The 12,547-nt window shown below is 70.5% G+C and carries 15 protein-coding genes; 4 read left to right on the top strand and 11 right to left on the bottom strand.

The window, feature by feature from the left end; translation table 11 throughout:
- Positions 1 to 76: 76 nt before the first annotated feature.
- The 6 genes from SRB17_RS26830 to SRB17_RS26810 all read right to left on the bottom strand — a co-directional run bounded on the left by SRB17_RS26830 (position 77) and on the right by SRB17_RS26810 (position 4,709).
- On the bottom strand, positions 77 to 1,375 hold the full coding sequence (locus tag SRB17_RS26830; RefSeq protein ID WP_153542704.1) for a DUF6986 family protein: 1,299 nt from the start codon (positions 1,373 to 1,375) through the stop codon (positions 77 to 79).
- Positions 1,376 to 1,557: 182 nt separating this feature from the next.
- Positions 1,558 to 2,520, bottom strand: a complete 963-nt coding sequence (locus SRB17_RS26825; protein ID WP_153542703.1) for an electron transfer flavoprotein subunit alpha/FixB family protein — start codon at positions 2,518 to 2,520, stop codon at positions 1,558 to 1,560.
- A 54-nt stretch (positions 2,521 to 2,574) separates the two neighbouring features.
- Positions 2,575 to 3,360 carry an electron transfer flavoprotein subunit beta/FixA family protein gene (locus SRB17_RS26820; RefSeq protein WP_323376279.1) on the bottom strand — a complete coding sequence of 262 codons (786 nt, stop codon included), beginning with the start codon at positions 3,358 to 3,360 and terminating at the stop codon, positions 2,575 to 2,577.
- 217 nt (positions 3,361 to 3,577) lie between these two features.
- Complete coding sequence (locus SRB17_RS26815; RefSeq protein ID WP_153542702.1) at positions 3,578 to 4,087, bottom strand: flavin reductase family protein; 510 nt, start codon at positions 4,085 to 4,087, stop codon at positions 3,578 to 3,580.
- A gap of 44 nt (positions 4,088 to 4,131) precedes the next feature.
- Positions 4,132 to 4,212 (bottom strand): putative leader peptide, encoded by an 81-nt coding sequence (locus SRB17_RS48575; RefSeq protein ID WP_351617915.1) that lies wholly within the window; start codon positions 4,210 to 4,212, stop codon positions 4,132 to 4,134.
- Positions 4,213 to 4,295: 83 nt separating this feature from the next.
- Entirely contained in the window at positions 4,296 to 4,709 is a 414-nt protein-coding gene (locus SRB17_RS26810; protein WP_153542999.1) for a TlpA family protein disulfide reductase, read from the bottom strand.
- 75 nt (positions 4,710 to 4,784) lie between these two features.
- On the opposite strand from SRB17_RS26810, the gene SRB17_RS26805 reads away from it, so the two are divergent.
- Together SRB17_RS26805 and SRB17_RS26800 are read left to right on the top strand one after the other, a co-directional pair.
- Positions 4,785 to 5,201, top strand: coding sequence for a DUF4395 domain-containing protein (locus tag SRB17_RS26805; protein ID WP_153542701.1), 417 nt, complete (start codon positions 4,785 to 4,787; stop codon positions 5,199 to 5,201).
- A 188-nt stretch (positions 5,202 to 5,389) separates the two neighbouring features.
- Positions 5,390 to 6,118, top strand: coding sequence for a lysophospholipid acyltransferase family protein (locus tag SRB17_RS26800; RefSeq protein ID WP_153542700.1), 729 nt, complete (start codon positions 5,390 to 5,392; stop codon positions 6,116 to 6,118).
- A 218-nt stretch (positions 6,119 to 6,336) separates the two neighbouring features.
- Here the strand turns inward: SRB17_RS26800 and SRB17_RS26795 are convergent, their stop codons facing one another.
- The 4 genes from SRB17_RS26795 to SRB17_RS26780 form a co-directional block, all read right to left on the bottom strand.
- Positions 6,337 to 6,930: a transglutaminase-like domain-containing protein gene (locus SRB17_RS26795; protein WP_153542699.1), complete on the bottom strand. Its 594-nt coding sequence runs from the start codon at positions 6,928 to 6,930 to the stop codon at positions 6,337 to 6,339.
- A gap of 78 nt (positions 6,931 to 7,008) precedes the next feature.
- Entirely contained in the window at positions 7,009 to 8,079 is a 1,071-nt protein-coding gene (locus SRB17_RS26790; RefSeq protein ID WP_323376278.1) for a low specificity L-threonine aldolase, read from the bottom strand.
- On the bottom strand, positions 8,076 to 8,870 hold the full coding sequence (locus tag SRB17_RS26785) for an SDR family oxidoreductase (RefSeq protein WP_323376277.1): 795 nt from the start codon (positions 8,868 to 8,870) through the stop codon (positions 8,076 to 8,078). Before SRB17_RS26785 ends, SRB17_RS26790 begins: the two co-directional genes overlap by 4 nt.
- Entirely contained in the window at positions 8,867 to 10,264 is a 1,398-nt protein-coding gene (locus tag SRB17_RS26780) for a DUF6421 family protein (protein WP_153542698.1), read from the bottom strand. The genes SRB17_RS26785 and SRB17_RS26780 overlap by 4 nt, the downstream gene beginning before the upstream one ends.
- A gap of 392 nt (positions 10,265 to 10,656) precedes the next feature.
- On the opposite strand from SRB17_RS26780, the gene SRB17_RS26775 reads away from it, so the two are divergent.
- Positions 10,657 to 11,340 (top strand): glycerophosphodiester phosphodiesterase, encoded by a 684-nt coding sequence (locus tag SRB17_RS26775; RefSeq protein WP_153542697.1) that lies wholly within the window; start codon positions 10,657 to 10,659, stop codon positions 11,338 to 11,340.
- Positions 11,341 to 11,343: 3 nt separating this feature from the next.
- Here the strand turns inward: SRB17_RS26775 and SRB17_RS26770 are convergent, their stop codons facing one another.
- Entirely contained in the window at positions 11,344 to 11,883 is a 540-nt protein-coding gene (locus tag SRB17_RS26770) for a GNAT family N-acetyltransferase (protein ID WP_153542696.1), read from the bottom strand.
- A gap of 70 nt (positions 11,884 to 11,953) precedes the next feature.
- On the opposite strand from SRB17_RS26770, the gene SRB17_RS26765 reads away from it, so the two are divergent.
- Positions 11,954 to 12,346, top strand: a complete 393-nt coding sequence (locus SRB17_RS26765) for a VOC family protein (RefSeq protein ID WP_153542695.1) — start codon at positions 11,954 to 11,956, stop codon at positions 12,344 to 12,346.
- Positions 12,347 to 12,547 lie beyond the last annotated feature (201 nt).

Here is a 12,547-nt window from a genome sequence, read left to right as displayed (position 1 = left end):
ATGCGTGGCGTCCAGCGTACGGGGCGGCGGTGCCGGGCCACTCCCCCGGCCGGGGGCTGTGACCTGCCCGCGACCTCTACTTCGTGGAGGCCGTCAGGTCACCGCGCCGGGGAGCGGCGAAGCCCTCCAGGTCGGCGCGGGTCAGGCCGCTGAGGCGGGCGACCTCGGCGATGTCGAGGGCGCCGCAGTCCAGGCCGCGCAGCAGATAGCCGCTGAGGGCCTTGGCGGTGGCGGGCTCGTCCATGACGTCGCCGCCGGCCCGGTTGGCGTAGCGGGCGAGGCGGGCGGCGGCCTGCTCGAAGCCCTCGCGGTAGAAGGCGAAGACGGCGGCGTAGCGGGTGGGGATGTGGCCGGGGTGCATGTCCCAGCCCTGGTAGTAGGCGCGGGCCAGGGCGCGGCGGGTGAGGCCGTAGTGCAACCGCCAGGCGTCGTGGACCTTCTCGGTGGGGCCGACGGGCAGGACGTTGGTGGAGCCGTCCGAGACGCGCACGCCGGTGCCCGCGGCCGCGACCTGCATGACCGCCTTGGCGTGGTCGGCGGCCGGGTGGTCGCTGGCCTGGTAGGCGGCGGAGACGCCGAGACAGGCGCTGTAGTCGAAGGTGCCGTAGTGCAGCCCGGTGGCGCGGCCCTCGGCGGCCTGGATCATCCGGGCGACGGTGGCGGTGCCGTCGGTGGCGAGGATGGACTGGCTGGTCTCGATCTGGATCTCGAAGCCGAGCCGCCCGGCGTCCAGACCGTGCACCTTCTCGAAGGCCTCCAGCAGCCGCACGAACGCGCCGACCTGCTCCGGGTACGTCACCTTGGGCAGGGTCAGCACCAGGCCCTCGGGCAGGCCGCCGGCCTCGATCAGACCGGTGAGGAAGACGTCGAGGGTGCGGATGCCCCGGTCGCGTACCGGCGCTTCCATGCACTTCATGCGGATGCCCATGTACGGCGACGCCGTGCCGTTGCGGTACGCCTCCGCGATCAGCCGGGCCGCGCGGGCCGCCGCCCGGTCCTCCTCGGCGTCGGGGCGGGGGCCGTAGCCGTCCTCGAAGTCGACGCGCAGGTCCTCGATGGGCTCGCGTTCCAGCTTGGCGCGGACGCGGGAGTAGACCGGTTCGGCGAGTTCGTCGGAGAGCCCCAGGACGGCGGCGAAGGAGGCGGCGTCGGGGGCGTGCTCGTCCAGGGCGGCGAGGGCCTGGTCGCCCCAGGAACGGATGGTGTCGGCGGCGAAGGCGTCACCGGGGACGTAGACGGTGTGCACGGGCTGCCGGGTGCCGGGGTCCCCGGGGTAGCGGCGCTCCAGCTCTGCGTCGACCGGTGCGAGGGAGGCGCTGATCTCCTCGCTCACGGCGCCCGCGAGGCTCGTCGCCACCTTCTCCTGCTGACCCATCCCACACCCTCCAATTTTCCGCTCTACGGAATCAACAATCCGTAGAGTGAAGTTATCCGTGCGGTTCTCGCTGGTCAACACCCCGTCCACCCGCTGGTCGGCGCCCGGCGGTCGTCACCAGGATGCCCCGAGGCCCCGGTGACCGCGTCGGTCACCGGGGCCTCGGGGCGCCTGGGTGGGGCTCAGCCCTTGCGGGCCTTGACCTCCTCGGTCAGCTGCGGGACGACGTCGAAGAGGTCGCCGACCACGCCGAAGTCGACCAGCTCGAAGATCGGGGCCTCCGCGTCCTTGTTGACGGCCACGATCGTCTTGGAGGTCTGCATACCGGCACGGTGCTGGATCGCGCCGGAGATGCCGTTGGCGATGTACAGCTGCGGCGAGACCGACTTGCCGGTCTGGCCGACCTGGTTGGTGTGCGGGTACCAGCCGGCGTCGACGGCGGCACGCGAGGCGCCGACGGCCGCACCGAGGGAGTCGGCGAGGGCCTCGATGATCGAGAAGTTCTCGGCGCCGTTCACGCCACGGCCACCGGAGACCACGATCGCGGCCTCGGTCAGCTCCGGGCGGCCCGTCGACTCACGCGGCGTGCGCGCGGTGATCTTCGTGCCGGTCGCCTTGTCCGAGAAGGTCACGGCGAGGGCCTCGACCGCACCGGCGGCCGGGGCGGCCTCCACGGCGGCCGAGTTCGGCTTGACCGTGATGACCGGGGTGCCCTTGATGACGCGGGACTTGGTGGTGAAGGACGCGGCGAACACGGACTGGGTGGCCACCGGGCCCTCGTCGCCGGCCTCCAGGTCGACGGCGTCGGTGATGATGCCGGAGCCGATGCGCAGCGCCAGACGGGCGGCGATCTCCTTGCCCTCGGCAGAGGAGGGGACCAGCACGGCGGCCGGGGAGACGGCCTCGTGGGCGGCCTGCAGGGCGTCCACCTTCGGCACCACCAGGTACTCGGCGTACTCGGGGGCGTCGTGGGTGAGGACGCGGGTCGCACCGTGCTCGGCGAGCGTGGCGGCGGTGTCGGCGGCGCCGCCTCCGAGCGCGACGGCGACGGGCTCGCCGATGCGGCGGGCCAGGGTCAGCAGCTCGAGGGTGGGCTTGCGGACGGCACCGTCCACGTGGTCGACGTAGACGAGGACTTCAGCCATGGGATTGATCTCCTGCGAAAACGGAAGTTGAGGGGCGGTCAGCGGGGGCGAGCCTCAGATGAACTTCTGGCTCGCGAGGAACTCAGCGAGCTGCTTGCCGCCCTCGCCCTCGTCCTTGACGATGGTGCCGGCCGTGCGCGCCGGACGCTCGTTCGCGGTCTCGACCTTGGTGAACGCGCCGTCCAGGCCGACCTCCTCGGCCTCGATGTCCAGGTCGGACAGGTCCCAGGACTCCACCGGCTTCTTCTTGGCCGCCATGATGCCCTTGAAGGACGGGTAACGCGCCTCGCCCGACTGGTCGGTGACCGACACGATCGCCGGGAGCGAGGCCTGAAGCTGCTCGGAGGCGGCGTCGCCGTCGCGGCGGCCCTTCACGACGCCGTCCTCGACGGAGACCTCGGACAGCAGGGTGACCTGCGGGACGCCCAGGCGCTCGGCGACGAGGGCCGGTACGACGCCCATGGTGCCGTCGGTGGAGGCCATACCGGAGACGACCAGGTCGAAGCCGGCCTTCTCGATGGCCTTGGCCAGCACCAGGGACGTGCCGATGGCGTCGGTGCCGTGCAGGTCGTCGTCCTCGACGTGGATGGCCTTGTCGGCACCCATGGACAGGGCCTTGCGGAGCGCGTCCTTGGCGTCCTCGGGGCCGACCGTCAGGACGGTGACCTCGGCGTCGTCCGCGTTCTCCGCGATCTGGAGGGCCTGCTCGACCGCGTACTCGTCCAGTTCGGAGAGCAGACCGTCCACGTCGTCGCGGTCGACGGTCAGGTCATCGGCGAAGTGCCGGTCGCCAGTGGCGTCGGGCACGTACTTCACAGTGACAACGATCCTCAAGCTCACGCCGGCTCTCCTACTGCATCGTCATTTCCGGGCTGCCTCTTGCACGCAGCATAGGCGCCTCAAGCGGCCGATTCCGGTCGGGGCGTCCGCGCGCTCCGACCGGAATATTACTCGTCAGTACACCCAGTTCATGCCCGCTAAGCAAGCGCTTTGAACTGTGACCTTCGCAACGCAGCGTAACCGGAACTCGACGCCCGCGCAGGACGGGCGGACGTGATCAATCCCGCAGACCGTTGAAGCGGCCCTGGTGGTAGAGGAGGGGTCGGCCGGCCCCCGAGGGGTCGCCCAGGACGACCTCGGCGAGCACGATCCGGTGATCACCGGCCGGGACCCTGCCGACGATCCGGCAGACCAGCCAGGCCAGCACGTCGTCGAGCACCGGTACGCCTTCCGGGCCCTCGCGCCAGGCGGTCGGCGCTCCGAAGCGGTCGGCGCCGCTGCGGGCGAAGGTGGCGGCCAGCTCGCCCTGGTGCTCGCCGAGTATGTGGACGCCGATGTGTTCCGTGTCTGCTATCGCGGGCCAGCTGGAGGCGCCCGTGCCGATGCCGAAGGAGACGAGCGGGGGCTCGGCGGAGACCGAGGTGAGGGAGGTGGCGGTGAAACCCACCGGGCCGGAGGCACCGCGCGCGGTGATCACCGCCACACCGGCGGCGTGCCGGCGGAACGTCGAGCGCAACAGGTCGGGGGAGGCGAGCTGAACAGTGCCGAGGTCGGGCGAGGCCGTCATGGAGTTGTCCTTCTGCTGGTGGTCGCGAGCTGGGCCGTCGGGTCTCAACAGCCCGGACAGATGGCGCTCGCGGTGCGGGCGAGGTCGACGTGGACCCGCCCGTGGAGAAGGAGTTCGGTCGGCATACGGTCAGGCTGACGATAGTTGGTACGCCCAGTCAAGCACGGTCCGGGATACGGAAGGCACCGCGCCGTCTCCTGAGGCACCCTCACACGGCCTCGCCCAGCGCCGCGATGACGTCGGCCTTGCGGGGCTGTCCAGTGGCACGCCGTACGACCCGTCCGTCGGCGTCGAGCACCAGCACGGTGGGCGTCTTGAGGATCTCCAGTTCGCGTACGAGCTCCAGACGGGCCTCGGCGTCGATCTCGATGTGGGTCACCCCGGGGACCATGCCGGCGACCTCGCCGAGGACGCGCCGGGTGGCCCGGCAGGGTGCGCAGAAGGCGCTGGAGAACTGGACCAGCGTGGCGCGCTCGCCGAGGTCGCCGCCCAGCTCGGCGGCTCCCAGCCGCTTGCCCTCGTCCCGCCCGCGCACCCGAACTCTCCCGCTCCGCCGCTTGTGCAGCACTCCGAAGGCGCTCGCCACGACGAGCACCGCCACGCACACCACCACTCCGGTCATCATCTGCACAAGCATTCACGAGACTGCAAAGATTCCCGCCTCCCGCGGGCGTTTCCGTTGCGGAATGCTGGATTCATGGACATCGATGTGAGGGGGCCGCGCTTCGGCGCGGCCGTGACGACGGCCGTGCTGGCCGTGGCACTGATCCTGCAGAACTCCTGGGTGCTGGGCTGGCAGACGCTGGCGTTCGCGGTGGGGGCGGTCGCGGGCGTGCAGCGCTCGCCGTACGGCTGGGCGTTCCGCACGGCGCTACGGCCGCGGCTCGGGCCGCCGAAGGAGTTCGAGGCGCCGGAGCCGCCGCGGTTCGCGCAGGCCGTGGGCCTGGTGTTCGCGGGGCTCGGCCTCGTCGGGTTCACCGCCGGTCCGCAGTGGCTGGGACTGGCCGCGACCGGCGCTGCGCTGGCCGCCGCTTTCCTGAACGCGGCGTTCGGCTTCTGCCTGGGATGCGAGATGTTCCTGCTCCTGAAGAGGGCCACTGTACGGGCGGAGTAAAACGGGCTTGACGATCCGAGGCGGGATGTAGGCCGACGTGACGAGAATCTCGCCGCCGCCGGGCACCAGAACTGGCTACCCGTCCGTTCTTCGGGCACGATCTGCGAGACGCCGTAAACCTACGGCTGCGTAACTTTCCCGCCGGGAGCCCCCTTTCCCGAGCAGAGCAGAAAGGGTCCACCCCGCCCATGGCAGAGCTGGTCTACCGTCCCGTCATCGGTTTCGCCAAGACGCTGTTCAAGGTCTGGGACCTGAACATCGACTGCCAGGGGTCGGAGAACATCCCGCGCTCGGGCGGCGCCGTGCTGGTGAGCAATCACATCAGCTATCTGGACTTCGTCTTCAACGGCCTGGCGGCGCTGCCGCAGAACCGGCTGGTGCGCTTCATGGCCAAGGAGTCCGTCTTCCGCCACCGGATCTCCGGTCCGCTGATGCGCGGCATGAAGCACATCCCGGTGGACCGCAATCAGGGCGAGGCGGCCTACGCGCACGCGCTGGACTCGCTGCGCTCCGGTGAAGTCGTCGGGGTCTTCCCGGAGGCCACCATCTCGCAGTCGTTCACGCTGAAGAGCTTCAAGTCCGGTGCGGCCCGGCTCGCCCAGGACGCCGGTGTCCCGCTGGTCCCGATGGCGGTGTGGGGCACCCAGCGGCTGTGGACGAAGGGCCACCCCCGCAACTTCAGGCGCAGCCACCTGCCGGTCACCATCCGCGTCGGCGAGGCGGTCGAGGCACCCCGCGACCAGTACGCGGGCGCCATCACCCGCCGGCTGCGCGCGGGCGTCCAGGAACTGCTGGATGCCGCGCAGCGCGCCTACCCGGGCCGCCCGAAGGATTCCGGGGACTCCTGGTGGCTGCCCGCCCATCTGGGGGGTACGGCACCGACGGCGGAGCAGTTGCGGGCGGCCGAGGCGCGGTAACCTGCGGTGCTTTGGTCGGGGGGTGGGGGTCCTCGGGGGGTTCGTTCGGCTGCGTGCTGGTGGGGGTCGGTCTCGCAGTTCCCCGCGCCCCTGGGGAGTTGCGGTGCCGTCGGCTTCACGGCGCACCGGCACCCGGCAGCTCGGCGTCGTGACGGGACACCGGGTTTGTCGCCAACGTGCATGTGACAGTGGGCCGTTCAGCGGGGTTCCTGCCGGTCTCAGAGTGCGTCCGGGAGCGTTTTCCACAGGTACGGCCGGTCAGGTGCCGCCTTCAGGGCGTCGAGGACGACCGGGTGCGGTGCGGCGTACAGGACCGGATAGTCGAGCTCACCGGCCGAGGGATCGGGGATCCAGGCCAGTCGCTCGCCGTCGAGGGAGAACCGGGCGTCCACGCCCGGCTTGTTGCCGCGCGGGTCCTGCCGGTGCCAGGCGCCGTGGAAGCGGACGGCGACCAGGCCGTGCAGGACATGGCCGCTTCCGGCGTCATGGGTCAGCCGTTGGTAGCACAGGGCCGTCGGGATGTCCTCCGCGCGCAGCAGGGCCGCCAGCGCGTGTGCCTTGGCGTGGCAGATGCCCGTGCGTTGCCTGATGACGTCGGAGGCGCGCCAGGTGACGCGCAGGTCGCCGGAGTCCTGGGAGTGCGGGATGGTGTCGCGGACGAATTCATAGGCGGCCCGCGCATAGGCATACGAGTCTGTGGCCTCCGCGGCCAGCCGCTCGGCGGTCTCCCGGACCACGGGATGGTGATGGTCGATGACCTCGTCCGCGGCCAAGTACGCGGACAGATCGGCGGTGTTCTGGATCAGCTCCATGCCCGCAGAGCATAGGAACGCGGCCACCCGACAGTCAATGACTTTTCAAGCGGCCGCATACCTATGCATAGCTGGAGGCTAGCGCGCCATCTCCTCCTTGAGCGCCGCCACGAAGGTGTCGACGTCTTCCTCGGTGGTGTCGAAGGAGCACATCCAGCGCACCACTCCGGCGCCCTCGTCCCAGAAGTAGAAGCGGAAGCGCTTCTGCAGGCGCTCGGACACGTCGTGCGGGAGTCGCGCGAACACGCCGTTGGCCTGCACCGGGTAGAGGATCTCCACGCCGTGCACCGCGCGCACGCCCTCGGCGAGCCGCTGGGCCATCTCGTTGGCGTGCCGGGCGTTGCGCAGCCACAGGTCCTTCGCCAGCAGCGCCTCCAACTGCACCGAAACGAAGCGCATCTTCGAGGCGAGCTGCATCGACATCTTCCGCAGATGCTTCATCTGCCGCACCGCGTCCTGGTTGAGGACCACGACCGCCTCGCCGAACACGGCACCGTTCTTGGTCCCGCCCAGCGAGAGGATGTCGACGCCGACCGCGTCGGTGAACGTGCGCATGGGGACGTTCAGGGAGGCGGCCGCGTTGGCTATCCGGGAGCCGTCCAGGTGCACCTTCATGCCGTGCGCATGGGCGTGCTCGCAGATCGCGCGGATCTCCTCCGGCGTGTAGAGGGTGCCGAGCTCCGTGCTCTGGGTGATCGACACGACCTGCGGCATCGCGCGGTGCTCGTCCTCGAAGCCCCAGGCCTGCCGGTCGATCAGCTCGGGCGTGAGCTTGCCGTCCGGCGTGGGCACGGTGAGCAGCTTCAGGCCGCCCATCCGCTCGGGCGCGCCGCCCTCGTCCACGTTGATGTGGGCGCTCTCGGCGCAGATCACCGCGCCCCAGCGGTCGGTGACCGCCTGGAGCGCGACCACGTTCGCGCCGGTGCCGTTGAAGACCGGGAAAGCCTCCGCGGTGGCCCCGAAGTGGCTGCGGATGATCCGCTGGAGGTTCTCGGTGTACTCGTCCTCGCCGTACGCCACCTGGTGGCCGCCGTTGGCGAGGGCCAGGGCGGCCAGCACCTCGGGGTGGGCCCCGGCGTAGTTGTCACTGGCGAAACCGCGGACCGCGGGGTCGTGATGGCGACGCGCGTCGGTCTTGGGAGGGTTCACGGCTTCTCGGTCAGCCACAGACGGTTTCCGTTCACTTCCGCGGCGGGCTTGCTCCAGACGCCCTCGATGGCCTCGGCGAGGTCCTTGACGTCCGTGAAACCCGCGAACTTCGCGTTGGGGCGTTCGGCGCGCATCGCGTCGTGCACCAGCGCCTTCACCACCAGGATCGTAGCCGCCGAGCGCGGTCCGGCCTCGCCGCCGGCCTTGCGGAAGCCGTCGGCCATGGCCAGGGTCCACGCCTCGGCGGCGGCCTTGGACGCGGAGTACGCCGCGTTGCCCGCGGTGGGCTTCGACGCGCCGGCGGCGCTGATCAGCAGGTAGCGGCCGCGGTCGCTGCGCTGCAGGCCGTCGTAGAAGGCCAGGGAGGTGTGCTGCACCGTGCGGATGAGCAGCTTCTCCAGCAGGTCCCAGTCCGCGAGGCTCGTCTCCTCGAAGGTGGCGCTGCCGCGCCAGCCGCCGACCAGGTGGACCAGACCGTCGATCCGGCCGTGCTCCTTCTCGATGCGGTCGGCCCAGGCCCGGGTCGAGTCCAGGTCGAGCAGGTCGACCGTCTCCCCCGTGACCGTGGCGCCGCCGCGCGCGTAGCGGGCCGCGTCCACGGCCTCCGCCAGGCGCTCGGGGTTGTTGTCGGCGCCGACGACGACCGCGCCGGCCTCGGCGAGCCGGACCAGCGTCGCGTGCCCGGCGGGTCCGCCCGCGCCGGCCACCGCGATCACCGCACCGCTGAGAGACCCGTTGTTCGCCACGTTCTTCCCCTCTGAAGCAGTGTTCTCGTCGCTGCGGTCGCTCACGCGGCGATCCGCTCGGCGCTGTCCGCCGTGATGCCCTTGGTGGAGGCGATCACATTCTTCAGCTTCTTGGACAGGGCCTCGTAGAACATGCTCAGCGGAAACTCGTCCGGAAGCACGTCGTCCACGAGCTTGCGCGGCGGCTGGGTCAGGTCCAGCGCCTCCGGGCCCTTGGCCCACCTGGAGCCGGGGTGCGGGGCGAGGTAGGTGGAGACCAGCTCGTAGCCGGCGAACCAGTGCACCAGCTTCGGCCGGTCGATGCCGTCCTTGTAAAGCTTCTCGATCTCGGCGCAGAGCTGGTTGGTGACCTGCGGGGCGCGCTCCCAGTCGATGGAGAGCTTGTTGTCGGTCCAGCGGACGACGTCGTGCTTGTGCAGGTAGGCGAAGAGCAGCTGGCCGCCGAGGCCGTCGTAGTTGCGGACGCGGTCGCCGGTCACCGGGAAGCGGAACATCCGGTCGAAGAGCACCGCGTACTGCACGTCACGGGCCTGCGGGACGCCGTCCGCCTGGAGCTTCACGGCCTCCTTGAAGGCGGTGAGGTCGCAGCGCAGCTCCTCCAGGCCGTACATCCAGAACGGCTGGCGCTGCTTGATCATGAACGGGTCGAACGGCAGGTCGCCGTGGCTGTGGGTGCGGTCGTGGACCATGTCCCAGAGCACGAAGGCCTCTTCGCAGCGCTTCTGGTCGTGGACCATCGCGGCGATGTCCTCGGGCAGCTGAAGGCCCAGGATGTCGACGGCGGCCTCGGTGACCCGGCGGAAGCGGGCGGCCTCCCGGTCGCAGAAGATGCCACCCCAGGAGAATCGTTCCGGCGCCTCGCGTACGGCGATGGTCTCCGGGAAGAGGACGGCCGAGTTGGTGTCGTAGCCGGAGGTGAAGTCCTCGAAGGTGATGCCGCAGAACAGCGGGTTGTCGTAGCGGGTGCGCTCCAGCTCGGCCAGCCACTCCGGCCAGACCATGCGCAGCACGACCGCCTCCAGGTTGCGGTCGAGGTTGCCGTTCTGCGTGTACATCGGGAAGACGACCAGGTGCTGCAGGCCGTCGGCGCGCTGTGCGGCGGGCTGGAAGGCGAGCAGGGAGTCCAGGAAGTCCGGCACCTGGAAGCCGCCCTCGGCCCAGCGGTGCAGATCCTTCACCAGAGCCTGGTGGTAGGCCTCGTCGTGCGGGATGAGCGGGGACAGCTCTTCGACCGCGTCGACAACACGCCGTACGGCGGCCTCGACGTCCGCCCCGGCAGGGGCGTTTTCGGCCTCGAAGTCGATCGATCCGTCCTTGGACTGCCATGGCCGGATCCGCTCCACGGCATCCTTGAGCACGGGCCAGGCCGGGTGCTCAACCACCCTGGTCGACGAAGGAATCTGTCCCTCCGTACCCGCCTGCACAAGAATTTCCGTCATGTCCCATCCTCCACGGGAGAAGCTCGCGTAAGGACACCGTATGCATACCCCGTTTCAGCCAGCAAGAGGCAGATCGGGAAATCTTTCTGTCCATCCCCTTGGTCACCGACATTTTTCCTGCCGTAAACCGTGACGGCGCTCACTTCCGCCGAGTATCCCCGCTTGCGGTGCCGCAGCGATCCGGTGGGTCAAAGCGGCCGGGACTCGCCCACGACAGGGTGACGGCGGGGGCGTGTACCGGCCGCCCGGCGGCCGCCACGCACCCGTATGCCTCGTGCACGTGCGGGTTCATCGCGGGGTCCGGCCGTTAGGCTGCGACTCTGCCCGCGTGGACGACGGAGTCCGCCCGTTCCGCGCGTGCCGAGCCGCCGTCGACGGAACGGAGTCGAACCTTGAACTTCCTTACCATCGGTCACCGCGGGGTCATGGGTGTGGAGCCCGAGAACACCCTTCGTTCCTTCGTCGCCGCGCAGGACGCCGGCCTCGATCTGATCGAACTGGATCTTCACCTGAGCAAGGACGGCGCTCTGGTCGTCATGCACGACGCCGAGGTGGACCGCACGACCGACGGCACCGGGCCCATCGCCGACAAGACCCTGGCCGAGCTGCGCTCCCTGGACGCGGGCCGCGGGGAGCGGGTGCCGGTGTTCGAGGAGGTGCTGGACGCGGTGCGCACGCCGCTGCAGGCCGAGATCAAGGATGTGGCGGCGGCCCGGGCGCTGGCGGCGGTGATGCACGAACGCGATCTGGTCGGGCGGGTGGAGGTGTCCTCGTTCCACGACGACGCGGTCGCCGAGATCGCCCGGCTGGTGCCGGGCGTGCGCACGGCGCTGATCGGGAGCCGCTACGGCACGGACATCGTGGAGCGGGCGGTCGCCGTGGGCGCGGCGACCGTCTGTCTCAACATCCGCCGGCTCACCCTGGAGGTGGTCGAGCACGCGCGCAGGTCCGGGCTGCGGATCATCGGCTGGGTCGTCAACACCCAGGATCATCTGCGGCTGGTCCGCGCCCTGGAGCTGGACGGCGCGACGACCGATTTCCCGGAGATCAAGCGCACGGGGCGCTTCACGGCCTGACGGTCACCCGAGCTTCTTCACCAGCAGCTCGAACTGCAGGTCGTCGCGCTGCGGGATGCCGAAGCGCTCGTCGCCGTACGGGAAGGGCGACATCTTTCCCGTACGGCGGTAGCCCCGGCGCTCGTACCAGGCGATCAGGTCGTCCCGTACGGAGATCACCGTCATGTGCATCTCGGTGACGCCCCAGGCCTCGCGGACCTGGCGCTCGGCCTCCGCCATGACCGTCTTGCCGAGGCCCACGCCCTGCAGGGTGGGGCTGACCGCGAACATGCCGAAGTAGGCATGATCACCGCGGTGTTCGAGCTGGCAGCAGGCGACGATCCGCCCGCCCTGCTCCACGACCATCAGCCGGCTCTCCGGGGACTTGATGACCTCCAGCACGCCCTCGGGATCCGTCCGCCGCCCCTGCAGGATGTCCGCCTCGGTGGTCCACCCGGCCCGGCTGGAGTCGCCCCGGTAGGCCGACTCGATCAGCGCGACCAGCGCGTCGACGTCGGCGCCGGTGGCGTCTCTGAAGGCGGGTCCGGCGGCGGGGGTTTCCATGGAACTGTCTCCGATCTCGGGCGTGGCTGAGCCAGGGTCGAGGGTAACCCTGCCGCTAGGCTCCGCCTGCATGGTGCACGTACTCAGCAGCCGGACGCTGCTCACCCCCACCGACCCCGAGCGCTCCCGGGTCTTCTACGGCGAGCAGCTGGGCCTGTCCGTCTACCGTGAGTTCGGTACGGGGTCCGAGCGGGGGACCGTCTACTTCCTCGGCGGCGGCTTCCTGGAGGTCTCCGGGAGGTCCGAGGCGCCGCCGTCGCCCGCGGTCCGGCTGTGGTTGCAGGTCGACGACGTGACGGCCGCGCACGAGGAGCTGAAGGCCACGGGCGTCGATATCGTCCGGCCGCCGGTGAAGGAGCCGTGGGGCCTGGTCGAGATGTGGATCGCCGACCCGGACGGCATCCGCATCGCGCTGGTGGAGGTGCCGGAGGACCATCCGCTGCGCTACCGGCCGGGGATCTAGCGACTGTGCTTCTCGCGCCGCGGCGTACGGCGTCCGGGCGCACGGCATCCGGACCCTGGCGCGGGGCCGCCGACGTCCGAGACCTCGGCGCGGGGCCGCTCAGGTCCCGGGCCCTGGCACCGGACGTCTGGCGTCCAGGGGCCTGCCGCCGGGCCGCCCACGTCCCGCAACCCTGGCGCGGGGCCTGTGACGCCCGCAACC

It is taken from the genome of Streptomyces sp. RB17, from assembly GCF_009604455.1.
Lineage (GTDB): Bacteria > Actinomycetota > Actinomycetes > Streptomycetales > Streptomycetaceae > Streptomyces.
This window is presented reverse-complemented; position numbering and strand designations above follow the sequence as displayed.

Bases quoted from the DNA above. Each gene is read 5' to 3' on its own strand.
- SRB17_RS26780 (WP_153542698.1), bottom strand. From the start codon at position 10,264: ATGACGGAAATTCTTGTGCAGGCGGGTACGGAGGGACAGATTCCTTCG.
- SRB17_RS26770 (WP_153542696.1), bottom strand. From the start codon at position 11,883: ATGGAAACCCCCGCCGCCGGACCCGCCTTCAGAGACGCCACCGGCGCC.
- SRB17_RS26800 (WP_153542700.1), top strand. From the start codon at position 5,390: ATGGCAGAGCTGGTCTACCGTCCCGTCATCGGTTTCGCCAAGACGCTG.
- SRB17_RS26795 (WP_153542699.1), bottom strand. From the start codon at position 6,930: ATGGAGCTGATCCAGAACACCGCCGATCTGTCCGCGTACTTGGCCGCG.
- SRB17_RS26825 (WP_153542703.1), bottom strand. From the start codon at position 2,520: ATGGCTGAAGTCCTCGTCTACGTCGACCACGTGGACGGTGCCGTCCGC.
- SRB17_RS26765 (WP_153542695.1), top strand. From the start codon at position 11,954: ATGGTGCACGTACTCAGCAGCCGGACGCTGCTCACCCCCACCGACCCC.
- SRB17_RS26805 (WP_153542701.1), top strand. From the start codon at position 4,785: ATGGACATCGATGTGAGGGGGCCGCGCTTCGGCGCGGCCGTGACGACG.
- SRB17_RS48575 (WP_351617915.1), bottom strand. From the start codon at position 4,212: ATGCCGACCGAACTCCTTCTCCACGGGCGGGTCCACGTCGACCTCGCC.
- SRB17_RS26810 (WP_153542999.1), bottom strand. From the start codon at position 4,709: ATGACCGGAGTGGTGGTGTGCGTGGCGGTGCTCGTCGTGGCGAGCGCC.
- SRB17_RS26830 (WP_153542704.1), bottom strand. From the start codon at position 1,375: ATGGGTCAGCAGGAGAAGGTGGCGACGAGCCTCGCGGGCGCCGTGAGC.
- SRB17_RS26815 (WP_153542702.1), bottom strand. From the start codon at position 4,087: ATGACGGCCTCGCCCGACCTCGGCACTGTTCAGCTCGCCTCCCCCGAC.